Here is a 24,165-nt window from a genome sequence, read left to right as displayed (position 1 = left end):
ATAGCCTCAAATCATTCCCCGCGCTTTCAGCTCCAGATATTTATTAACGGTATTCGCGGTCAGGTTCTGCGGGGCCGTTAAAATGGTTTGAATGCCATACTGCGCTAACTCTTTCACAATCTGTTTCTTCTCGAACGTGAATTTTTCGCCAATGGTCTTAAGGTAGATCTGCTCGGTATCTGCGGCAGGCTGGTCGAGTAAGCTGCGTAGCTCCGTATTCTCAAAGAAGATAACTAAAAGCAGGTGGTCTTTGGCTAACCGACGCAGATAGGGCAACTGCCGGTGCATGGCATTCACCGTTTCAAAATTGGTGAACAGCAACAATAGGCTTCGCTGGCGAATGTGTGTCCTGACGCTAGCATAGAGACTTTCATAATCCGTTTCTAGGAATCGGGTTTTCTGGCGGTATAGCAGTTCCAGAATCCGGAGCATATGACCCGTACGTCGGTCGGCGGGAAGAAGTTGCCCTACCTGGTTGGAAAAAGTCAGAATACCGGCCCGGTCCTGTTTCAGAAGCGCAATGTTGCTCAATACCAGACTGGCGTTAATGGCATAATCCAGTAAGGTCAGGCCATCGAAGGGCGATTGCATCACGCGACCTTTATCGATCAGGCAATAAACGGGTTGCGAGCGTTCGTCCTGGTACGCATTAATCATCAACGATGTTCCCTGGGCATCACTCCGACGGGAAGTTGCTTTCCAGTTGATCGTTCTGACATCATCGCCGGTGGCATACGGGCGAACCTGCTCAAATTCCATACTATGGCCGAGTCGTCGGATCCGCTTTACACCCACTTCGTTCAGCCGGTTGGTAGCCGCCAGAAGCTCATATTGCCGCATTTGTAAATACGATGGATACACGGCCACCATTTTTCCCTGCTCGAATTGAAAGCGCCGTTTTAATAAGCCCAGGGGCGATAAGGCAAAAACGTTGACGGCACCAAAACTGTATTCACCCCGTCGGGTTGGCCGAAGCTCATAGCGAATAGCCCGTGTTTCGCGCGGGTTCAGGCTGGCTTTAAACAGGACATCCCGCCGTTGGAACTGGAACGGAATTTCGTCGATCACTTCTACATGGGTCTGAAAAGGATATTGATTTTCGAGGTAAATCGTGATCGGGTTTTCGTCGCCGTTCGACAGCCGATCAGGCACGTCACGACGGGCAAAGACACCAGTTCGGGCCTGGTGTCGAAACAGAAGCCAGGCGTCTAATCCAGTCAGAATAATGAATACCACAAAGGCGACTCGTACCAGCGGAAACAAAAGTGGAAACGCGTAGGCCGCCACAAACAACAACACAAGTCCGGCGAGTGTAAACCACAAACGGGTAGCGACGAAAAGGGGGCGAAAAAATGTCAATGGGTTGGGGTTTTTAGCTGATTAATGGCCTCGTCGATTTCTTCCTCATAAATCGGGTTAAAATCATCTTCCTGATAGTCGCCAGTCCGTTCGGCGCGCAGGGCTTTAACGAAAAAAGACGCATCCTGAAAAGCGGTCCGGGCTTCGGTTGTGCGGCCCAATTGTAAAAGTGCACGTCCCTTATAATAAGCGACAAGTGCACTTCGGGTGAAGTTTTTGCCGGCCTGCGCCAGATCAGTTAGTGCTTTTTCAGGCTGTCCGGTGGCCATATAACTCACTGCCCTGCTAACGAAATGCTTGTAGTTTACCCATTCGGCACCGTGCTTTTGGGATAGCGAGTCGATGGCGATGCAAAACTGCTCAATTGCTTTTGGGTGGTTATTAAGGCCTCGATAGGCCAGTCCTCGCATATAACTGACCGGGTTGTGGCTGATCATGTCATCGAAATTGGGCGTCAGCGCATCATAGGCATCAAGATGCTGGAGCGCCCGCGGGTAATCCTTTAACGATCTAAGGTAAACTTCTCCGACCATACCCTGTTCTTTTGAATAACGAGCGCCCGTTTTCTCCAACCACAACGTGGCTTCTTCATAATCATATTGCCAGAGATGATGAAAGGCACGGGCGCGATAATTCTGAGCAGAGGCTGATAACGTGTCAAGATGGCTTTTCTGTTGTCTTGTCACGCCCGAAAAAGCCGGTTCAGGACGTCGGTTATTGGCCAGCATAAATGCCGCCGACCTTACATATTGTTCGCCAGACTGAGCAAAAGCGGCTATACGAAGCAAAAGACAGAGAACGAAAACAGGCTTCATGGCAGAACGTCGGTTATAAGGCCATCTTTAAGCCGGAACGTAACCACAAGGGAAACATCGTGTGAAGCGTCCGTCGGTTGGGACTGGCGTAAGGCCGGGTCAGTTCCGACATGGTTCAGACAAATGGCTCGCAATTGATTCGTAATTCGGCTATCAAATGGTTTAGGACAGTAATCTTCATCAAATCCACTCAAGTCAAACGGCCCCTGTTTGCCTTCGCAGTTAACAACGAAACGAACCCGGACCAGGCCCGACTGGCCAGCCTGATGAACCGGCTGGTAGTATTTTTTGATCAACTGCGTAAGGTCATACCGTTTTGAGGGACTGCTAATTGACCTTGTGTGCCACGTCCGAGAGAAACAATTAGAGCAAGGTTGAAACTCGCTGGGCCGACACACATCACCCGGTGGTATGTCCTGAATTAACCGAAATGTTTCTGTCGTTACGGTACATCCATTCCAGCCAATGGCCTGCATCTGGTTTGACCGCAGCGTAGCAATTTGCCAAAGCGGTTTAAAGTCTCCATCCTTATTGTATTGGTTCCCTCGAATAACCAGAAACGCCGATGGCCCGAACCGCATTACCTGCCAGAAATGAGCCGTTTTCTTTTTCGTCGCTGTATTTTCTACACTAACCTGACCATTTGTATAGAAGCTAAATGTCAGGTTATCTGATTGCCATACTCGTCCTTTCAATTGTTGATACGTACTGGCTGAATCGATTGGAATAGGGTTGAGCTTCCGAAATACCATTGGATATAGTATGCCGATCCGAAGCAGATCGCCCTGGATATTGACCAATCGGGATGCATAATGAATGGTATCCAGACGCACTGTATCGCCCTCAATAGCCCAGGTTGAAACGAACGGCTGTGCCGAATTATCGACCATCCCAAGCTGGTAAGCCCCGTCGGTATCCAACCGAATGTACGTTGGCAGTGGACAGAAAAAATCAGCTTCCCACTCAGCGTGAACGCCAATCCAGGTACCGATCAACTGCTCACGACTGGGCGACTGCGCATGAAGCCAGGGTGCAGAAAGAATAAAAAGGAGAATAACATAGAACTTACGCAACACCGGATTGAAACCCGGCGTAGATAATCTAATTACTGCATTGCGCCGGGTTTCAACCCGGTGTTGCGTAAAGCGTATACCATACACGACTTGCAGTACCCACACAGTCACCTTTCCGGCAGGCCAAGTGTTGCTGACGTGCGGGTGCCTGTAAGCGTACAGGAAGTAGTCAACCAATAAGGTCTTTACTCGCTTCATTGGTATATAGTTTTTTTCTGCGCCAGTTACCCCGTATCCGTATCTCAGAGAGTCATTTAGCCATAGTTCATATTTTATCGGGGCACCTCAATTTTTTGCACCAGTTGGCTAACGACCTCATCGGCGGTCCCCCCTTCCATTTCTCGCTCGGGCGTGAGCAGTACGCGGTGGCGGAGCACCGAAGGAGCTAGTTCCTGCACGTCTTCGGGTGTGATAAAATCGCGTCCTCGGAGCGTAGCCAGGGCTTTGGCACTATTGAGCAGCGCCACCGACGCGCGGGGCGACGCACCCAGATAAAGCGATTTGCTAGCCCGGGTAGCCTGCACAATCTGAGCGATATAGTCGAACAGCTTGTCTTCAACATGAACCTGGTGTACCAATCCACGTAACGTTGCCAACTGGTCGGCAGTGAGAACGGCGCTAACGGCGTCGAGTGCATCGGCCAGATTTCGCCGTTGGTGGTTTCCCCGTAGGATATCGACCTCTTCACTGGCTGTAGGATAACCAACGATGATTTTAAACAGGAACCGATCCAGTTGTGCTTCGGGTAGTCGATAGGTTCCTTCCTGCTCAATTGGATTTTGGGTGGCCAGCACCATAAAGGGTTCATCGAGCGGATACGTTGTCCCATCATTGGTTACCTGCCGTTCCTCCATAACTTCAAACAGAGCCGCCTGGGTTTTGGCCGGAGCCCGGTTTATTTCGTCGATCAGGACCAGATTGGAGAAGATGGGGCCGTGTCTAAAGATAAAATCTCCGGTTTTCGGGGTGAAGACCGAGTTGCCCAATACGTCAGAAGGCATTAGGTCGGGGGTGAACTGAATCCGGCTAAAGCCCACCGACATGGTTTTGGCGAGTAGTTTAGCGGTGAGAGTTTTGGCAACACCCGGCACACCTTCAATAAGCACATGGCCGTCGGCGAGCAACGCTGTCAGTAATAAATCAACCGTCTGATGCTGTCCAACAATGACCTTTCCGACCTCGGCGCGGATGGCATCAACGGCAGTCGTGAGCGAGCTAAGATCTAAGCGAGTTTGTAATGAGTCCATAAAGGTTGCCTGAATCGGGATTTTATGATTTTTTTGATGAACTATGACTTTTAGATCAGTTTGCTCTCTGTGAAAGCAAAACCATAGTCCGTCAGATAAATCACATAAATCCAGGTTCAGATAGCTTGTTTAAAGTTTTCCATTGCCCGGTTCAGGGTAATCAAATCAAATTCCGATAAGGATATACTTTTCTGGGCGTCGCGCAGAAGTCGTACTAAATCAGCCGTTTCATCCAGGGGTGCGCCACTTTTACGGGCCAGAGTTTCGGTGAATTCTTTATCTAAGATGGTTGTGTTCAGTCCGTATCGTTCGCGAAGGTCAGCCAGGAAATACTGAATTTTCTTACGGGCGATGTTTTCATGGTCTCCCTGCTGAAAGTACATACGGCCAATGGTTTGCACAAACTCCAGCGACGTATTCGTTGGGGGCTCGACAACCGGAATGATCCGCTGCGTTCGCTTGCCGGCAAAAATCGCGTAAACTATCAAGCCAAACGCAACTATATAATAAGCCCAGTTAAGGGCTGGCTGGGAGCGAATATACCGGAAAATAGACTGCTCATCTTCGTTGAACCGACCCTGTTTCTGATACTCGTCCCAATAGGTTGGCTGGGCGGGTAGATAAGCGAGCGCTTTAAACGCATAATCAGCCGTTTTCTGGTCCAGCACGTAGTAATTCGTAAAAGCCAGCGGCAGGTTATGAATGAAGAATTGCCCTTTCCCGTAGTTGATACGAATAAAAGTAGGTTCTTTTCTGGCATTGCGACCCAAAACCGTAATCTGAGCAGGTTGCTTGATTTTTAAGTAGTTACGGCCATCGTCATGAAAAAAATTATAGCCTGTCGTTTTGTGCAACGATGGATTGACGAAGTTCTGCCGTAGTGTGGAATCCGCTTTCGACTCATCCTTCACCTCTGCTTTAAAGCCAAGGGCCACCCCCAGCGAATCGGGAATCTCATAAGCCGAAATAAACGCATTATTGCCACGGGCAACATAAGCCAGGAGTTGCTTCAGGTCATTTTTATCCGCATCGAATGCCTGACAGACCGCTATGTAATTACTGGGAGTCGGTAATGGGCTCTCTGTCAACAGCGTGTAGACCGGCAAACGAACCGTTTTGATCGTCGACGGTTGCATGACATCCGGCAGTAGTTCATACAAAGCCTGTGTGCCAAACGGGATTTTATCGTCGTTCTCATAGGTCGCCTTCCAGTCAATCGGTTTCGGACGGTAGTACTCGAAAAGTACATAGACCGTTATCGTGACAAGAAGGATGAGCAGGTATTTATTTGGTTTTCGCAAAATGGGTGGTGCCGGATTACCGGCCTCTGCTTAGGTTGTAGGTTGTCGTTGCCCCGATTTATTGAACGCAAGAAAGGCCGCTCGTAAGGAAGCAAACTGCGCTTCATCGACCGGGAAATCGCCATACCATACGAATTCGAACTGGCTCGTCAGGCGCTCAAAATCAGCCTGAAGTGGTGAGTTCGCCAGTTCATAAACATACTGGCGGTTGGTTTTTTCGGGCTTGTACGCAATACGGCCAGCATCGGTCAGTTGCTTGATCGTTCTGAGGTACAGAAGCCGTACGGCCACCCGGAAGTTTCGTTGACTGATAGCCTCCTCGATTGCCGTATCAAAATCAATTTCGTGAATATCCTCGGCCAGATTTTCATAGTCTAGACCTGCTGATTGCGCTTTTTTAGGAAAGAGAAACGTCAACACTTCGGCCTTCAGGAGCAGGTAGATGGCTCCTCCGGCGATGACAATCAGAATCACGTACTGCCAAACGTTTTCATAGGCTTTGCTCGACAGAAAAGCGCCAAGTTTTCGGAGAAACCAGGCCCAAAGCCGCGCAAGCGGATTTTCGGGCGGAGGGGCGTCATTTCCATACTGATAATCATGATCGGTCTGCAGATCGCGCAGGTGGTCTTTGTCGGGATAGCGTACCCGTAGCGGAGTTCGATCATCGCGTGTACTGACCGCCCTGGTCGTATCGGTCGACTGTGCCAACGCCACAGGTGAACCAAGGAGCAACAGGCATAGCCAACCAACAGCCACGCAAGACCGCCCTGGGCCTTTTACCCGTAAACCAGACAGGATGCCCCGTACATTAATACCCTCCTTCATCCGTTGCTCGAGGCTGAGTTGGTGATGTACCGATGGAGTCGATAGCCGAAATCAGGCCCCGGCCCTCCTGCCGTTCAACCAGGTTGGTGTATTGAAATCCAATAGCGGTGTATAGGATGACATTGAGTAACGTACGGCCCACCAGATTTATGACGTTGCCCAGAATGAGCCATGCCACCGAAATGTCAGGCAGCATTTTGGCGCCTGTCAGAAAGGCAATTACGCTAGCGGGTACGGCGAACAGAAGGCCAACAACGCCCACAATGATGCCCATAACCACAATCAGCCCGAACGTAGACCACCATTTATCCCGAATAAGCTGAAAACAACGAGACCATGTCGTGCCGAAATCGGTACCTTCGAAAGCCGTAACCGCCAGGGACAGAGACAGGACAACCGCCACATAAAGGCCCGGAATGAACAAAAACACAAACCCGATACCGATAATAATTGAGTTAAGGATCGAAATAATGATGGCTCGCCCAATCATCGGTTGCACTTCCGCCCAAACGTCGGCCACAGAAATGATGTTGCTCTTGGTTCGGTCGTAAATTCTCATGTGGGCATAGGTCGTCACAATAACGGCCACGTTCGCCAAAAGACTAAAGAACATCGCGAGCCAGAAAGTAGGCGATATGAATTTAGTCATCAACTGAAAGACTGCCATTGGGTTCTGGCTATTCATTTCGCCGGAGTTTCGGGCAAACTGAAGCATATCCGATTGCATAACACCGGTAGCAATACCCGCCACCAAGGCTACCGGCCCCACAATGTAAATGAGCGCCATGCCCAGAGTACGCATGTTCTGGATGATATACTGGAAAGTCGCGTTGATTTTGTTGCCAAAATCGCGTTGTTCGAAAAGTTGAATCATGGTTGTCGATTGCGGTTTAGGGATATAGGATACAGAATAAAATACCAGATAATGAAGGCCGCCGACGTCAGGATGATGCCACCGCTGACCAGGGGCGGCAGCGTTAATCGGGTTACGAAACTTTCCAGAAATCCCGCCATAATAAACACAGGGACAAGGCCAATAGCAATTTTAAGCCCTTGTTTAACCCCCCGCTTGAAGGACGTTAACCGTGAGTAGGTTCCCGGAAACAAGAGGCTATTGCCAACCGTCAGGCCCGCGCAACCGGCAATGATAATAGCGGATATTTCGAGTGTTCCGTGAATCCAGATCTTAAGAATTGAGTCGAGGAGTAATCCGCGCTCGTAAAAGAAATACTGAAAAGCGCCCAGCATGACGCCGTTGTAAAACAGCATCGCCATGGTCCCAAACGACGCAAACAACCCGAATATGAAGGTTCGGAACGCGACGTAAATATTGTTCAGCGTGATCTGGACAAACATCGTCGATTGACCGCTGCTGTTATAGACACCCAGCGGGTCGCCTTTTTTGATGTTTTCGAGCGTCATGTTCACGTATCGGTCGCCCAAAATGAGCTGTACGAACGTATTATCGTGGGCCGCCGATACCCATCCCAAAATACCAGCTGCCAGAAAAATACCCGCCGATACGGCCAGCAATCGGTGCGACTGCCGGAAAAGCATAGGCAGCTCATACATCCAGAAGGAGGTAAATCGGCTTCGGTCGTCGCGCCGGTTTTGCATAAGGCCCCGGTGCATTTGAGCGGCCAAGCCGTTGAGGTAACGCGTTACATTCGAATCGGGGTAAAATGTTTGAGCATACGACAGGTCGTCGGTCAGTTCCACAAAACGGGCCGTCAGTTCATCGGGGTCACGTGTTGGATTCTGCTCCATATCGCGCCATTTGTCCGTATTGCGTTTAACGAAAAGAGCTTCGCGCATAAGAATAGGCCGATGCACATCGGAAAATCGTGGTAAAGTATGTTAAGTTGAGGTAAAATTCTGTTTTTAGAAAGACTTAAGTCTCTTTTACCGTAAATATTTTGACCTCAATGCCGTACTTACGACTTTTGGCGTTTAGCCGCAGGGCGGTTCCGTTTTGATTTATACGCATGTCTGTTACAATCCGCACTTCCCAAAACGTTTCAGTAGCCTACGAACCAGCGAGCGTTGGCGACCGGATTCTGGCGGCCATGCTGGATTACCTGGTCATTTTCGGATGGGCACTACTCGTATTCGGTATTCCGGCCCGGCTGAACGTAACGCCGGGTACATTTTATGTCTTCGTCGCGCTCTTTCCGATTGTAGTTTATGACCTGTTGTCCGAATGGTTTCTGAATGGGCGTAGCCTTGGTAAAATTGCCATGGGTATCCGCGTCGTTATGCTGGATGGCTCGCAGCCCGGCCTGGGGGCTTATCTGATCCGGTGGTTATTACGGATTGTTGAGTCGGTCGCCTTTCTGGGTGGAGTTGTCCCGATTATTACCGTGGCAGCAAACGGCAAAGGCCAGCGGCTAGGTGATATTGCTGCCGGAACGACGGTCGTAAAACTGAAGCCAGCCGTTTCGTTAGACGATGTGCTGATTCGGCCGCTACCCGAGAATTACGTAGTACAGTTCCCTGATGTACGACTGCTTTCAGACCGCGACGTGGGCATCATCCGCCAAACGCTTCGCCAGGGCGACGAATGGGTAATTGGACGAACCGCCGATAAAATTAAACAGGTGACCGGTGTGCAGAGCGATTTGTCGGATCGGGTCTTTCTCGAAACGGTTATCAGCGATTATCAGTTTATAACAACACAATAGCGCGGTTTCTCAGCCGCAGCAACCGGATTTTAAAGGCGGCTTTCCGGCCGCATGACCTATGCTCGATTCCATAAAATCTCTTGCTCGCCAATACGCATCCGATATTGTTCAGACGCGCCGACATCTGCACGCTCATCCCGAATTGTCCTTTCAGGAACGAAACACGGCTCGCTTTGTGGCCGATCAGTTAAAAGCAATTGGCATAACTCCACAGGAAGGCGTGGCCGATACAGGTCTGGTTGCGCTCATTGAAGGCCGCAAAAGCGCCGGGGCGAAAGTAGTTGCGTTGCGGGCCGATATGGACGCCTTACCCATTCACGAAGCCAACGAAGTATCGTATAAATCGACGGTTGACGGCGTCATGCATGCCTGTGGGCACGACGCGCATACGGCCAGTTTATTAGGTGTTGCCCGAATTTTACACGTTCTGCGCGATCAGTTCGATGGAACGGTGAAGCTGGTTTTCCAACCGGGGGAAGAAAAAGCACCCGGCGGTGCTTCGCTGATGATTAAGGAAGGCGTTCTCGAAAATCCGGCTCCTGCCAGCATGCTTGGTCAGCATGTAGCGCCGAACATTCCGGTTGGCAAGATCGGCTTCCGCGAAGGAATGTACATGGCCAGTACAGATGAAATTTACATGACCGTACGGGGTAAAGGCGGCCACGCAGCCATGCCCGACAACTTGGTTGACCCGGTTCTGATTGCTTCGCACATCATTGTCGCGCTGCAACAGATTATCAGCCGCAATCGCCCCCCGGCCAGCCCGTCGGTATTGTCGTTTGGGCGGTTCATTGCCGATGGCGTGACGAATGTGATTCCAAACGAAGTGACCATCCAGGGCACATTCCGGTGCATGAATGAAGAATGGCGCGAAGAAGGAAAAAAGCGAATGGTCAAGTTGGCCGAAGGCATTGCAGAAGCCATGGGAGGCTCCTGTGAATTTACCATTGTTCATGGCTATCCTTTTCTCAAAAATCACCCTGAGTTAACCCGGCGCGTACGCGCACAGGCCGTCGAATACATGGGGGCCGATAATGTCGTCGATCTGGATCTGTGGATGGCTGGCGAAGATTTTGCCTTTTATTCGCAGGTTGTCGACTCGTGTTTCTACCGACTCGGTACCCGCAATGAGGCCCGGGGTATCGTTTCCGGCGTTCATACACCAACCTTTGATATTGACGAAGCGGCCCTGGAAACGGGCGCAGGGTTGATGAGCTGGCTGGCGGTTCAGGAACTGGGGGTGATGTAACTCCTGAAACAGCGTGTTGACCCGAAATGGACCCGGTTGACTTCGTTGATCTGGTCAAAAATCAGGCTCGTCAGTACCCGAATAGGAGGATACTGACGAGCCTGATTTTTGACCAGTCCGTAGCCTTATTCTAAATAGGGCCATTCCCCAAAACTGTGTCCTCAAATTGCACAATCCAATCCTTGATTGTTATACATTTGTACTTCCTAATATCGTTCTATTTGAAAGTTTAATTTCGCTCTACGCACATGAACAGAAGAGACGCCCTCATGCGGGTGGCCATGCTGGCTGGCGCAACCATGTCGTTGCCCGCTCTGGCTGATACACTCGAAGCTTCGGCTGCCCGACGTGCCCTGACGGGTAAGCCGCTTTTCTTGACGGCCGATCAGGATGCGACCGTTGCTGAACTGGCTGAAACCATTATTCCAACAACAAAGACCCCCGGCGCGAAAGCCGCCAAGGTGAATGAATTTATTGATCTGATGCTGAAAGATTGTTACAAGGCAGATGATCAGAAACGATTTGTAGATGGCCTGACACAGACCAATAAACTGAGCCAGGATACGTATAGCAAAGCCTTTGTACAGCTTGATCCAACCCAGCGGATTGAGATCGTGAAAAAATTACAGGCTGAAGCCAAGCAGGAACTGGCTCAGATGAATACGGGGAAAGCAGCTGCTAAAGTAGAAAACGCCCAGGCTGATCTACAGATGCCGGATGCCAAAAAACGGTATACACCTTTCTTTATGATTCTGAAGGACCTTACTATGACTGGCTATTTTACATCCGAAATCGGTGCAACACAGGCGCTTGAGTATGTGGCGGTTCCGGGCCGTTACGACGGTTGCGTTACGCTCAAACCCGGCCAAAAAGCGTGGGCTATCTAAATCAGTTTACAGATTTCGGTTTACAGTTGGCTGACATACGTACACTCTTGCGTCAACCAACCGTAAGCCGGAAACAGTGAACCGGAAACTTACAAAAACATGAATCTCAATATAGACGCAAAAAAAGATATGACCTACGATGCTATCGTCGTGGGATCAGGTATTTCGGGCGGTTGGGCTGCTAAAGAGCTTACGCAAAAAGGACTGAAAGTATTGATGCTGGAGCGGGGTCGTGATGTGAAACACATCGAAGGCTATCCAACAGCCACCAATAATCCCTGGGATTTTCCTCACCGGGGCCGAATTACAACACTGGCGGCCGAAGAGTATTGGGCCAACATGCGGACCGGCTATACGGCCAACGAAGAGTGGCGCCACTTTTTCGAAAATGATAAAGAAAATCCATACCTCGAAAAACGGAAAGTAGACTGGATTCGGGGGTACCACGTGGGCGGCCGATCGCTGATGTGGGGGCGCCAAAGCTACCGCTGGAACAAGGAAGACTTCATGGCCAATGGGAAAGAAGGCATTGGGGTCGACTGGCCAATTCGGTATGAAGACGTGGCTCCCTGGTACGATTACGTAGAAACCTTCGTGGGGGTATCGGGTAGTAAAGATGGTCTGGATGTACTGCCTGACGGCAACTATCAGCCAGCCATGCAGATGAACTGCCTGGAAAAAGAAGCCAAGAAGCGCATTGAAAAAGCGTTTCCGGCCCGTACCGTTACCATGGGGCGCACGGCTCACTTGACGGCACCGAAACAGATTCATTACGATCTTGGGCGGGCGGCCTGTCAGTTCCGTAACCAGTGTATGCGGGGCTGTCCTTACGGTGCTTATTTCAGCACGCAGTCGGGAACATTGCCGGCGGCTATGAAAACGGGTAAGTTGACCCTGCGTCCTGACTCGATCGTTTCGGAAGTACTCTTCGACGAAAAGAAAAATAAAGCAACCGGTGTTCGGGTTATCGATCAGAATACAAAGGAAGTACGTGAGTATTATGCCCGGATCATCTTCCTGAATGCATCGGCGTTTGCCAGTACATCCATTCTGATGAACTCGAAGTCGCACCGTTTCCCGAATGGCATGGGTAACGATTCCGATCAGCTTGGACGTAACATCATGGATCACCATCTGGCAGCTGGCGCGGCCGGGACATTCGACGGCATGGAAGATCAGTATTACTATGGTCGGCGTGCCAATGGCGTTTATATTCCACGCTACCGGAACTGGCATAACGACAAGCGCGATTACGTTCGGGGCTTTGGCTACCAGGGCGGTGCGGGTCGGGGTGGCTGGAACCGGGGCAATGGTGTTGATGGCTTCGGTGCTGAGTTTAAAGACAGCTTGTCAGAACCCGGCGGATGGACAATGAGTCTGGGCGGATTTGGCGAAATGATCGCGAATCCTGATAACCGCATGACCCTTTCGCCCGACCAGAAAGATAAGTGGGGATTACCCCTGATCGTGTTCGATGCCGCCTACGGCGAAAACGAGAAGAAAATGCGGATCGACATGATGAACGATGCGGCTGAGATGCTCGAAGCGGCTGGACTGAAAAACGTGACGCCTTACAACGACGAATCGAAGCATCCAGGTATTGGTATTCACGAAATGGGAACTGCCCGGATGGGTCGTGATCCCAAAACGTCGGTACTGAATGCACATAACCAACTACATTCGGTGAAGAACGTGTTTAATACGGATGGTGCCTGCATGACCTCGGCATCGTGCGTGAATCCTTCGCTAACCTACATGGCGTTGACTGCCCGTGCGGCCGATTTCGCTGTGAAAGAAATGAAGAAAGGTACTTTATAGATAGGTCTTACTGAGTAAGTCTTATTTAAGGTGAAAAAGCGGGTAATTGGCACAAGATGCTGATCACTCGCTTTTTATTTAGAAGAATGAACAAATGATATTAAAAAAAAAGTGAAAAAAATAAACACTCGCCAAGTAGTTTAGTTATACCATAGACTAAACAGTAAAACTAGTCGGAAAAACATAACTCAACGATGAAAAAAGTAATGATTATGGGTTGGATGCTAGTAGCTGGCATGACCCTGAACGCGGCAGCACAAACAACGAACTCGACAACTAATTCTGGTTCAACGGGTACGACTGGTACAACAACCGGAACAACGGGCACTGGTACCATGGGTACGAGTGGTACAACCGGAACCACTGGTACGGGTACCATGGGTACGACTGGAACCGGCACGATGGGTACTACTGGTACAACATCTGGCTCTTACCAGACGCAGTCACCAACCAACTCGAACCAATCCACAACGAACGGTACGACTACAAACGGAACGACGATGGGAACGAGTGGTACAACGGGTACAACCGGCACCGGTTCTACTACTGGTAGTGGCACCAGCACATATGGTACGGGTACGGGCACAATGAATTCAGGCACCAGCACTGGTACGATGAATTCAGGTTCTACTGTACCGCCAAGCACGACAGACCGCACGAACTCGGGTTCGACAGGTAATAGCAGCCGACGTACAAGAAGCAGTTCGTCAACGACAACTACGAGTCCAACAACGACTCCTACGACATCAACACCCCCTAGAAAATAGTAGTGTAAGTGCCGTAGAAAGTATTCGGGGCCATACCTTTGTGAAGGTATGGCCCATTTTTTATGCTCGAAGAGACTCCTTTAATCAGTTTAAATACATTAACCGTCCGGCGTAGTGGCGTGCCTATACTGCGTGACCTCACATTTCAACTCAAATCAGGTGAATGCTGGTGCGTCATCGGGCCAACGGGCAGCGGTAAAACAACATTTTTACAGACGTTGGCCGGGCAGTTTTCAACTTCTCCGGGAACCCTAACCCGTCGGGTATCGACTGAATTTGTATCATTCAAAGAACAATCCAGCCGGTTTTCGTATGGTAGTTACTTTTACCAGCAACGGTATCAGGCAACCATGAGCGACAACGCAGAAGGGAGCGATGCCGGGTATACGGCGATCCCTTTATTACGCGATTTTTTACAGATGCCTGCTACACCGGAGGCAACGACGCTGCTTGATCGTCTAGGTTTGCTGCCTTTGTTGGATCGCTCGTTTATCAAACTGTCGAATGGACAAACCCGAAAGGCGCGGATTGGCAAAGCCTTGTTGCAGCATCCGGCTATTTTGCTGTTAGACAACCCTTTTGTGGGTCTGGATGCTGCCTTCCGGATGGAATTAACCAACTGGCTGGGCGAATTGACGAAGCACGGCCTGACGCTTGTGCTGGTAACCGAATCGGAAGAGGTACCGCCGTTCGCAACGCATGTTGCCGTCATGGGGGAGGGGCAACTCCGTTGGGCGGGACCTGTAGAAGAATACCAGCCTGTGCATCGACTCGAAATAGAGGAAATAGCGTTACCTGTTCTACAAACAAAGCCAGCACTTACCGATTTTGCCGAGGCTTTTCAGTTACAGGATGTTTCTGTTCGCTATGGTGATACGGTGATATTGGACAGGATCAATTGGGTTGTTCGTGCGAGCGAGCGATGGGCCTTATTTGGACAGAATGGCGCGGGTAAATCGGTGCTTCTCGGCTTACTATATGGAGACCATCCACAAGCATATGCTAATAAAGTGAGTGTTTTCGGACATCGTCGGGGTAAATCCGGTGAAAGCATATGGGATGTTAAACGACGGATCGGGTTTGTGTCACCCGAACTGCATCTATACTTTCCCCAGCATTTATCAGTACGGCAAGTGGCGCTTACCGGCATGACCGACACCCTCACTCCCCCTGTTCGGGTCTCGCCCGAAACAGAGGCTGATTTGGTTAGTTTGCTTTCATATTTTGGTCTGGCACACACAGTCGCAAGGCCTTTTGGAACCTTATCGGCGGGTGAACAACGGGTAGTGTTGCTGATTCGTGCTTTTCTGAAAAATTCACCCGTATTGCTATTAGATGAGCCTTTTCAGGCTATCGACCAGCGGCATATCGAACGAGCACAAAAACTAATCGACAGCTTTACCGACAAAACAATTTTGTTTGTCACCCATAGCCAGAACGAGCTTCCCCAATCGATCGATCAAATTTTTACACTTTCTGCTCCTCACTAGACAGCTGCTTTTTAGAACCATATCAATCAGGGGCGATTCAGTCCTGTCTTACCAACAAAAAGCTGTTAAGGGACATCTCCTCATACAATTAGTTAACGATTTTCTTAATTTTTAACTAGTTGTATATACTACGTTATTTATCTTACCTACAGATAGTACAATGTTGGCATGGTTTATGAGGAAACAGCCCTGTTTTTTTACGAATTGATTAGACGCAGATATTCAGAAAAATCGGCGTTAGGAAGTACTACTATTGATTGAAAAAGTAACGATGAGCCTGGCCTATAAGGACAAAAAATAGGCTTGGCATGATATTCGTCCTGGTATCGCGTAATCAGCATTTCTACATGGCGATACAATTACCAAATAAAATTATCGGTAACTATTTGTATATGGCGATCTTGTTTCTGATGACAAGTCGTGGCGTTGCTGCTACGTATATACAAACCGATAGCTGCCAGCATCCCGCACCACCTGTAATAACAGGTTCGGCGACGGGTATCTGTCGCGGTGAGTCCGTACTACTCACGGCAACAGGCTGTACAGGTACAGTTATTTGGTCCAATGGCGAAGCGGGGGTTTCTATAGCCGTAAAGCCACAGCAAACGGCGACGTACACGGCTATTTGCCGTGCCCAACCCGGTTGCATAAGCTGCTTTGCTGATGTCTGGAAAATAACGGTTAACACACCCAACGTGCCCATCCTGACAACTTCGGCAAAAATAAGTTGCTCAACGGATGCAGTTAGCCTGACAGCAACAAACTGTGATGGTACTGTTCATTGGCCCGACCAAAGCACAGGTAGCATCTGGACAGGTAAATTGCCACAAACAACCACCTTCCAGGCTACCTGCGAACAGAATAAATGTTTTAGTAATCCATCGGCCAGGGTTACCCTGCAGGTAGCCGCTCCGGCTACTCCCACCATAGCCGCCAGTCAAACGGAGATCTGCGTTGGTCAATCAATCCAGCTTATAGCATCTGGTTGCTTGGGCACGATCCGTTGGGCAGATGGCAACGAAGGGTTGACGAGAACTGTAACGCCAGACAGAACAACGACTTATCGCGCTGTTTGCCAGATAGGAACATGCCGAAGTGATAGTTCCGAAGCGGTAGTGGTGGCCGTTCATTCGGCTGAGCAAAAAATAGTTTTGGTAAAGACACTGCGTAATGGATGCCCTTTTCAGACCGCTGATTTGTCGCAGGCAATTACGGCAAGAGACCCGTCCCTGAGCAATTACTATCAATTTCGGATGGGGCCGTCCATTAATTCCATCCCTGATCAGTCGCCGGGTGCCGTATTGGCGGGAACGTACTATATTTTTGTTCGAAATTCGGCGGGTTGCTACACCGATCCAGTAGCCGTAAGCGTCACAATTACACCCTGTGAGCAGGCCGTGCCACCCTGCCTGAGTAATCCGGCTACGGTTGCGATACGACTTGATTCGCTTGATTGGGCAAAAGGCATTGTTCGCTTAACGGCCCAATTAGGTGGCTCGGCCAGCGCACCGACCTGGGGAAGCGACGGTGGCGGTTTATTCACAACAAATGGGTTGACGGCCCGCTATCTGTTGTCAGAAACAGACCGACAACGGGGCAAAATGGTTTTCACCGCGTCTACACCAGATTCCGACGGTGCTGGTCCCTGTAGTGGTGTATCGGTGCAGCAAACCGTGGCGGCTCCAGCACGTGAAATGGTGGGACTTAGCAAAAAAGTAAGTGAACCTATCTGGTTAACGGAGCGTCCGACAAATCTGGTCGAGTTAACCTATCAGTTGACCGTATCAAACCTGGGCACGAATCCGTTAACTACTGTACAGATCGCTGATGATCTGGAAGCGGCTTTTTCTGCCACTGGCGCATTGATCCAGTCGCTTGCGGTTCGTGCTGACAGCGGTCTGGTCGTTAACCCGAAGTATTCTGGTCGAGGTGCGGATACAACCTTATTGAGTGCCGGTAATCTGGCATCTGGTCAACAAAGCCGGGTCTGGCTAACTGTTCGACTGGATGTAAGTCAGGCAAATACATTGACATTTACCAACAAAGCAACGGCAACGGGCGTTGATGTGAACGGGGTAATCTGTCGGGATCGTTCGACAAACGGCCTAGAAGCTGACCCTGATCAAAATGGTGATCCGTCGGATAACGACGAACCAACCCTGGTGACCCTGCATTCGCTTCGACCCGAAGAAAGTGAAACCGTATTTATTCCGGAAGGCTTTTCGCCAAATGGCGATGGGATCAACGATAGGTTTGTTATTCGGCACGTCGCTGTTGACCTAACCATACAGTTGGAAGTCTACAATAGGTGGGGACATCTCGTATACCGGAGTGACAATTACAAAAATGATTGGGATGGCACAGCCAATCAGGGCATTAATTTGTCGGCGGCTAAAGGATATCTACCCGATGGAACATATTACTATCAGATTCGACTGAGCGATGGCCGTGACTATGTACGGTTTATGACCCTGGCCCGATGAACGTTTAGTAATGATTTTAGGCAAATTCGTTTGCCGGTTGAATGTGAGCATAGCGCCTTAACGGCATGGCATAACGTCACAAATGAATAAGAACTGGAGAGTGTTAATTTTGGGAGGATTGCTGTGGTTAAGTTCATTAACGGCTTGGGCACAGACAGATTCTTTGTTGCAGCAGGCTAATCGGCTGCTCAGCTATAAAGCGTATGGTCGCGCCATTGAAGCGTACTCGGAGCTCTTGAACGAGTATGATACCCAACTTACCAACACACAGCGATTCGCCATTCAAAGTGGTCTGGCATCGGCCTATCAGCAAGTAGGCGATACGCAGAAAGCAGAGCGGTTTTTTCGGGAAGCCGCTGCCAATAGCGCCGAAGAAAATCCGCAGCAAATACTGGAATTTGCTCAGACATTAGTCAAAAATGGCAAGCTTCAGGAAGGACAAAAACAGTATGAGCGCTATTTACAGGTAAAAGCAAAGCAACCGGAACGAGCAATGCCAACCGGGCCAGTGGCTGGTACACGAAAAGAGGCTGTACGTTATCGGCTTGAATACCTGGCCCTGAATTCGCAGGGTGAAGAGTTTAGTCCGGCGTTTTATCAGGACGGCCTTGTGTATGTAGCGGGTAAAAAGGGGGGCGCAACCATCGAAACAACAGGCGGTGGGGGCGGTTCTGGTTACCTCGATTTATTTTATGCCCCGAATCGAAATAATTTGAAGATAGCCAGCATTATCAATGCTGATGGCAGCGTTAGCAAAGCGCCGGATACCCGCTCCAGGACTCAATATGTGGTGGGACAGGACAGCTACTCCCGGCCAACGGCCAATGACTCGCGCACGGTACCAAACTTCTACGAAGGTATTAACATCTCAGAAGGGCTGGGTTATCAGGAACAAAGCGTTGACCCGGCAAAACAGTTTAGCAAGACGTTAAATACGAGATACCATGAAGGGCCTGCCACTTTCTCGCGGGATGGATCGCGTATAATTTTCACGCGCAACAATTATAACAATGGCCGCGCCAGTAAAAGTACGACGGGTGTAAACAAACTTAAACTATATACGGCCACTCAGCAGAACGGTTCCTGGATGAATATTGACGAATTACCCTTCAACAATGACGAGTATTCGGTCGGCCATCCAACGTTAAGTCGCGACGAGCAGTATCTATATTTTGCCTCTGATATGCCAGGTGGTATGGGCGGTACGGATCTGTATGTGAGCCGATATCAAAATGGGCGATGGGGCCGCCCGGTCAATTTGGGGGCGACCATCAATACGAGAGGGAACGAGTTATTTCCCTTTGTGGATGATGCCGGAAATCTCTATTTTTCATCGGATGGCCGGAAAGGGCTGGGTGCATTAGACATATTTTTTGCAAAGCTGTCGGATGCCGTAACGGTGCAGACCGTCGAGCACCTTGATGCGCCCATTAACTCCGAGCAGGACGATTTTGGCTTCATAACCGATTCCGACAGGCGGGGTGGCTATTTTAGCAGCAACCGGCGTAACGGCAATGATGACATTTATCGCTTTGTCCGGGAAAGTTCGCTGTTTGGGTGCCGTGATCTGACCATACGCCTGTATGATACGAACTCAGAACAGCCGCTCGACAGCGTGACGGTACTGATTAAATCACGGGGCGAAGGCCAGCCCGACCGAACGTTGGTTAGTGATGTAAATGGGTTTATGCGAATTTGCCTGGAAGGTAATAATGCGTTCACTTTTCAGGCCAGTCGGGATGGTTATATTAATAGTACAGTAGGTTTCACTACAACTTCGTTAACTGACGATCAGCCCAGCCGGTTGGAAATTGGGCTCATTAAGCCAACTGTCGTTATGGATACCATTGCGACAGAAAATACCAGCCATGCTGGCCCGTTAACCCAATCGCGTATAAGTGGCGTGGTGATGAGCGCCCGTGATCGAAAACCAATAGATGGGGTAACTGTCCGACTTCGCAATGAATGTGATCGCTCCCTGCGCGAGTATGTAACTGGACCTGATGGCCGCTACACATTTAACGTGGTTGAAGGGTGCGATTACACGCTGGTTGCGTCTAAGCCGGAGTTCGGTACGAATACAAACCGAATCAAGCGGTTGCCTAAAAAGACGAAACCAAAGGAAGTTTCGGCTGACTTACGCATGTTGAGCGTTGGTGATGTTGTCACCATCGATAACATTTATTACGATCTGGACCGTTTCAGCCTACGAGCCGATGCCGCCCGCGAGCTGGATAAAGTTGTAGCAACCATGCGAAAATATCCTTCACTGGTTATTGAAATTCGCTCTCATACCGATAGCCGGGGTGAGGCTGAACATAACAAAGCCCTGTCGCTGCAACGGGCCAAAGCCGTTGCTAATTACCTGGTTTCGAAAGGTATAAGCCGACGCCGTATGTCGACGCTGGGCATGGGCGAATCGCAACTGGTGAATAATTGTACCGACGGCGTTATCTGTACCGATGCCGAACACCAGCGCAACCGCCGGACAGAGTTCCGGGTAGTTGAGATAAAGTAAGAGATGTTATGAATGATGAATGATATTGTTATTCGAAGCGTTGAGAGCATGTTAGCTGCATGCTACTCTGGTAATCATTCATCCTTTATCATTTATCATTCTTGTTAACCTTTCCTACCTGTAAGGTCAACATCGGTTTACGAATCACTGAAAAACGTACCGATGGCTTTCATAATCTGCAATCGTGTTTTTATCCGGTTCAGTGGGGCGACATTCTGGAAATAATACCTGCTACTGAATTCCGCTTCACGGATAGCGGCTTGTCTATTCCTGGAAGCTTGAGCCAGAATCTTTGCGTTAAGGCCTACAATCTGCTGAAAGCTGATTTTGATTTACCGCCCGTTCAGATGCACCTCCACAAAGTTGTGCCGATCGGGGCGGGCCTGGGCGGTGGCTCGGCCGACGCTGCCGTTACGTTGACACTGCTGAATGATCAGTTTAACCTGCAACTCAGTACAGCACAGTTGGAAGACTACGCTCGAGTACTCGGCAGCGACTGTGCGTTTTTTATCCAGAATCGCCCGTTGTACTGCACTGAAAAAGGCGATGTCTTTTCAGAAATAGCTGTTAACCTGAGCGGCTACCATATCGTACTCGTTTACCCCAACCTCGCTATTTCTACCGCCGAAGCTTATGCTGGAATAAGGCCCCGCGAAACCGATGTTCCCTTATACGATCAGTTATTGGCGCCTATTGATGAGTGGCCTAAAACCATTCATAATGATTTCGAAGACAGCTTATTTCCTAAGTACCCGCTTCTTGGTCAGATCAAGCAGCAGCTTTACGAAACAGGGGCTGTTTATGCCAGCATGAGTGGGTCTGGATCAACCGTTTATGGTATTTTCAACGCGCCAATAATTATACCAAACCAATTTTCAACTTACCGCGTTTGGGAAGGGAGGCTGTAAAATAGTTTAGTGTTTGTCGTTTTTCTTTGCTGAAAAATTGCGAATTCCGGACGACAAACGACGAACCTACCCTATGAGTAATATGATAACGAAACGGCGGGAGCCGTTCCGCTTTATGGTGTGGTTGGGCATTGCCAGTAGTGTGCTGTTATTCACAATACTGCTGATTGCTTATGTCGTTCGCCAAACGGGGCCGGGCTGGCTGGCTACCAAGTTGCCTAACGTATTTTTGGTTAGCACCGGGGTTATTTTGTTAAGTAGTCTAACGCTAAAGAACGCGATTCAGGCGTTTCGGCATGAGCGTTTCGGTACCTATCGCGCCAACATTGCCACTACCTTTGGGCTTGGTATTCTGTTTGTCATCCTACAGGCTTGGGGGTGGCGGCAAATGACCCGGATGGGCATCGAACTGAAGGGAAACCCGGCTGGTGGCTTTGTCTATATCATATCGGGTATCCACCTGCTTCACATCGTAATTGGTCTTATTTTTTTAGCTATTCTGCTGGTCGAAGCCATGCGCCGTCGGCTCTACGTCGATTCATTTGTATACAGTGTAAATCCCCCCAATTGGCTAAAAATCAGGCTTATTTCTCTATACTGGCACTTTGTTGATATACTTTGGCTTGGTTTATTTGCCTTTCTAGTGATTCACCACGGCCTCGAATTGCGCCTGTCTCTTTGAGAATTACCTGATTTCGGGTCTTTATACCGTTATTTGTTTTTATAAAGTCCGTATTCTATTATTCATGAAAAAAATCGCTCTCTGGGCAGGATTGTGGGCATTGAGTTCAATGTCCTTCGCTCAAACTGCACCTTCGTCAACCTCCGTTCCGGGGTCAAAATATGACCCGCTAGCCCTGTTTCATCCGTTATTTAACATGCAACCCGGTAATGATTATCGTACCGGTAGCGGTGCGCCTGGCCCCCGGTATTGGCAGAATCGGTCAGACTATCAGATCAACGTTGCGCTCGATGATCAGCAAAATACCATCACGGGTGAAGTGACCATTACCTATAAGAATAATTCACCTGAATCGCTGGCCTATTTGTGGCTGCAACTGGATCAGAATGCCTTCAGCGATACCTCACGGGCCTCGAAAACAACACCAGTTTCGGGTGGTCGTTTTGGGAATCTGGGCTTTGCTGGTGGATTGACCATTTCGAGTGTGACGGTGGAAGAGGGGAAAGGCAAGTTTTCGGTTATGCCTTATACCATTACCGATACGCGTATGCAAATCCGCCTGACGGAGCCCGTAAAACCAAATGGCGATGTCGTGAAAATAAAAGTCGCCTATTCGTTTAAAATTCCAGAGTACGGTTCCGACCGGATGGGTCAGTTGAAACGGAAAGATGGCATCATTTATGAAATAGCCCAGTGGTATCCCCGCATGTGCGTTTATGATGATATAGAAGGCTGGAACGTTCTGCCTTATCTGGGCGCGGGCGAGTTTTACCTTGATTATGGTGATTATGAATATACGATCACTGCGCCCTGGGATCACATCGTGGTCGGCTCGGGCGAACTGCTGAATCCAAACGATGTCTTGACCGCCGAACAATTGAAACGCCTGGAACAGGCCCGTAAAAGCGACCAAACAGTTATTATCCGGGGGAAAGATGAGGTGAACAACCCCAACAGCCGTCCGAAGAAATCGGGTACGTTGACCTGGAAATTCCGTTGCCAGAACACCCGCGATGTCGCCTGGGCTTCGTCGAAAGCGTTTGTGTGGGATGCGGCAAAAATGAACCTGCCCAGTGGCAAGCCTGCCCTGGCTCAATCAGTCTATCCCGTCGAAAGTGCGACCAACGATTCATGGGGCCGTTCTACCGAATACGTAAAGGGCTGTCTGGAGTTCTACTCCAAATACCTGTATGAGTTCAGCTATCCCGTTGCGACTAACGTAGCGGGTATTGTGGGTGGTATGGAATATCCCGGTATCGTTTTCTGCGATCATAAAGATAAGAAGGATGCCTTGTGGGGCGTAACCGACCATGAGTTTGGCCACAACTGGTTCCCGATGATTGTGGGTAACAACGAGCGTAAATTTCCCTGGATGGATGAGGGTTTCAATACCTTTATCAACACGCTCTCCACGGCTAACTTTAACAAAGGCGAATACAACCGGGAGCGGGGAACCATGCACGACATTGCCCCTGCACTGTTTTATCCTGCCGAACCCATCATGACCATTCCCGATGTGCAACAGCCACGGGCGTTGGGTATACTGGCTTATTACAAGCCGGGTATGGGCTTAAAATTGTTACGTGAGGTCATTCTGGGTCCGGATCGTTTCGACTTTGCGTTCAAGAACTATGTGAGCCGCTGGGCTTTCAAACACCCAACGCCTTACGACTTCTTCCGGAGTATTGAAGATGGGGCGGGTGAGGATCTGGGCTGGTTCTGGCGAGGTTACTTCTACGAAACCTGGAAATTAGATCAGGGCGTACGGGATGTAAAATATGTAGACGGTGCTGCCGATAAAGGCTCGTTGATCTCTATCGAAAATCTGGATAAGCTGGCGATGCCCGTCACGGTCGAAATAACGGAAAGCAACGGGAAGAAAGGCCGCGTAAACTTACCTATCGAAGTTTGGCAGCGTGGTGGCACCTGGACATTTAAATACAATTCGACGTCGTCATTGAAGACCGTGGTCGTTGACCCGGATCAGAAATTACCCGATGTCAATAGTAAGAACAACACCTGGCGGGCAGAAGCCCAATAAGGTATCGTAGTAATTAAAAAA

Annotated in this window: 19 protein-coding genes; 11 read left to right on the top strand and 8 right to left on the bottom strand. The window is 49.6% G+C overall.

The features are described 5' to 3' along the window. Nucleotides 1-6 precede the first annotated feature (6 nt). The 8 genes from ACYVAM_RS12845 to ACYVAM_RS12810 all read right to left on the bottom strand — a co-directional run bounded on the left by ACYVAM_RS12845 (nt 7) and on the right by ACYVAM_RS12810 (nt 8,435). Entirely contained in the window at nt 7-1,359 is a 1,353-nt protein-coding gene (locus tag ACYVAM_RS12845; protein ID WP_461067544.1) for a DUF58 domain-containing protein, read from the bottom strand. Further along, nucleotides 1,356-2,174 (bottom strand): tetratricopeptide repeat protein, encoded by an 819-nt coding sequence (locus tag ACYVAM_RS12840; protein ID WP_461067542.1) that lies wholly within the window; start codon nt 2,172-2,174, stop codon nt 1,356-1,358. The genes ACYVAM_RS12845 and ACYVAM_RS12840 overlap by 4 nt, the downstream gene beginning before the upstream one ends. After that, nucleotides 2,171-3,445, bottom strand: coding sequence for a hypothetical protein (locus ACYVAM_RS12835; protein ID WP_461067540.1), 1,275 nt, complete (start codon nt 3,443-3,445; stop codon nt 2,171-2,173). Before ACYVAM_RS12835 ends, ACYVAM_RS12840 begins: the two co-directional genes overlap by 4 nt. A gap of 74 nt (nt 3,446-3,519) precedes the next feature. Beyond that, the gene (locus ACYVAM_RS12830; RefSeq protein WP_461067538.1) at nt 3,520-4,494 is read right to left on the bottom strand and encodes an AAA family ATPase; all 975 of its coding nucleotides are present in this window, start codon (nt 4,492-4,494) and stop codon (nt 3,520-3,522) included. A gap of 116 nt (nt 4,495-4,610) precedes the next feature. After that, nucleotides 4,611-5,795, bottom strand: coding sequence for a DUF4350 domain-containing protein (locus tag ACYVAM_RS12825; RefSeq protein WP_461067536.1), 1,185 nt, complete (start codon nt 5,793-5,795; stop codon nt 4,611-4,613). 30 nt (nt 5,796-5,825) lie between these two features. Beyond that, nucleotides 5,826-6,620, bottom strand: coding sequence for a DUF4129 domain-containing protein (locus ACYVAM_RS12820; RefSeq protein WP_461067534.1), 795 nt, complete (start codon nt 6,618-6,620; stop codon nt 5,826-5,828). Next, nucleotides 6,604-7,494 carry a hypothetical protein gene (locus ACYVAM_RS12815; RefSeq protein WP_461067532.1) on the bottom strand — a complete coding sequence of 297 codons (891 nt, stop codon included), beginning with the start codon at nt 7,492-7,494 and terminating at the stop codon, nt 6,604-6,606. The genes ACYVAM_RS12820 and ACYVAM_RS12815 overlap by 17 nt, the downstream gene beginning before the upstream one ends. Continuing rightward, entirely contained in the window at nt 7,491-8,435 is a 945-nt protein-coding gene (locus ACYVAM_RS12810) for a stage II sporulation protein M (RefSeq protein WP_461067530.1), read from the bottom strand. Before ACYVAM_RS12810 ends, ACYVAM_RS12815 begins: the two co-directional genes overlap by 4 nt. 170 nt (nt 8,436-8,605) lie before the next feature. On the opposite strand from ACYVAM_RS12810, the gene ACYVAM_RS12805 reads away from it, so the two are divergent. The 11 genes from ACYVAM_RS12805 to ACYVAM_RS12755 all read left to right on the top strand — a co-directional run bounded on the left by ACYVAM_RS12805 (nt 8,606) and on the right by ACYVAM_RS12755 (nt 24,144). Next, the gene (locus ACYVAM_RS12805) at nt 8,606-9,301 is read left to right on the top strand and encodes an RDD family protein (RefSeq protein WP_461067528.1); all 696 of its coding nucleotides are present in this window, start codon (nt 8,606-8,608) and stop codon (nt 9,299-9,301) included. A 58-nt stretch (nt 9,302-9,359) separates the two neighbouring features. Continuing rightward, nucleotides 9,360-10,550 carry a M20 metallopeptidase family protein gene (locus ACYVAM_RS12800; protein ID WP_461067527.1) on the top strand — a complete coding sequence of 397 codons (1,191 nt, stop codon included), beginning with the start codon at nt 9,360-9,362 and terminating at the stop codon, nt 10,548-10,550. Between the two features lie 248 nt (nt 10,551-10,798). Further along, nucleotides 10,799-11,437, top strand: coding sequence for a gluconate 2-dehydrogenase subunit 3 family protein (locus ACYVAM_RS12795; RefSeq protein WP_461067525.1), 639 nt, complete (start codon nt 10,799-10,801; stop codon nt 11,435-11,437). A gap of 99 nt (nt 11,438-11,536) precedes the next feature. Then, entirely contained in the window at nt 11,537-13,255 is a 1,719-nt protein-coding gene (locus ACYVAM_RS12790; protein ID WP_460933891.1) for a GMC oxidoreductase, read from the top strand. A 194-nt stretch (nt 13,256-13,449) separates the two neighbouring features. After that, entirely contained in the window at nt 13,450-14,022 is a 573-nt protein-coding gene (locus tag ACYVAM_RS12785) for a hypothetical protein (protein WP_461067523.1), read from the top strand. Between the two features lie 62 nt (nt 14,023-14,084). Continuing rightward, nucleotides 14,085-15,512 (top strand): ATP-binding cassette domain-containing protein, encoded by a 1,428-nt coding sequence (locus ACYVAM_RS12780; RefSeq protein ID WP_461067521.1) that lies wholly within the window; start codon nt 14,085-14,087, stop codon nt 15,510-15,512. 347 nt (nt 15,513-15,859) lie between these two features. Next, nucleotides 15,860-17,995 carry a T9SS type B sorting domain-containing protein gene (locus tag ACYVAM_RS12775; RefSeq protein WP_461067519.1) on the top strand — a complete coding sequence of 712 codons (2,136 nt, stop codon included), beginning with the start codon at nt 15,860-15,862 and terminating at the stop codon, nt 17,993-17,995. Between the two features lie 82 nt (nt 17,996-18,077). Next, nucleotides 18,078-20,513, top strand: coding sequence for an OmpA family protein (locus tag ACYVAM_RS12770; RefSeq protein WP_461067517.1), 2,436 nt, complete (start codon nt 18,078-18,080; stop codon nt 20,511-20,513). Between the two features lie 101 nt (nt 20,514-20,614). Next, nucleotides 20,615-21,421 (top strand): 4-(cytidine 5'-diphospho)-2-C-methyl-D-erythritol kinase, encoded by an 807-nt coding sequence (gene ispE, locus ACYVAM_RS12765; RefSeq protein WP_461067515.1) that lies wholly within the window; start codon nt 20,615-20,617, stop codon nt 21,419-21,421. 73 nt (nt 21,422-21,494) lie between these two features. After that, nucleotides 21,495-22,103 (top strand): cytochrome c oxidase subunit 3, encoded by a 609-nt coding sequence (locus ACYVAM_RS12760; RefSeq protein WP_461067513.1) that lies wholly within the window; start codon nt 21,495-21,497, stop codon nt 22,101-22,103. Between the two features lie 64 nt (nt 22,104-22,167). After that, nucleotides 22,168-24,144, top strand: a complete 1,977-nt coding sequence (locus ACYVAM_RS12755) for a M1 family metallopeptidase (protein WP_461067511.1) — start codon at nt 22,168-22,170, stop codon at nt 24,142-24,144. Nucleotides 24,145-24,165 lie beyond the last annotated feature (21 nt).

The organism is Spirosoma horti (assembly GCF_054776595.1).
Note: the sequence above shows the minus strand (reverse complement) of the source record. Positions and strands in the feature narration are given on the sequence as shown.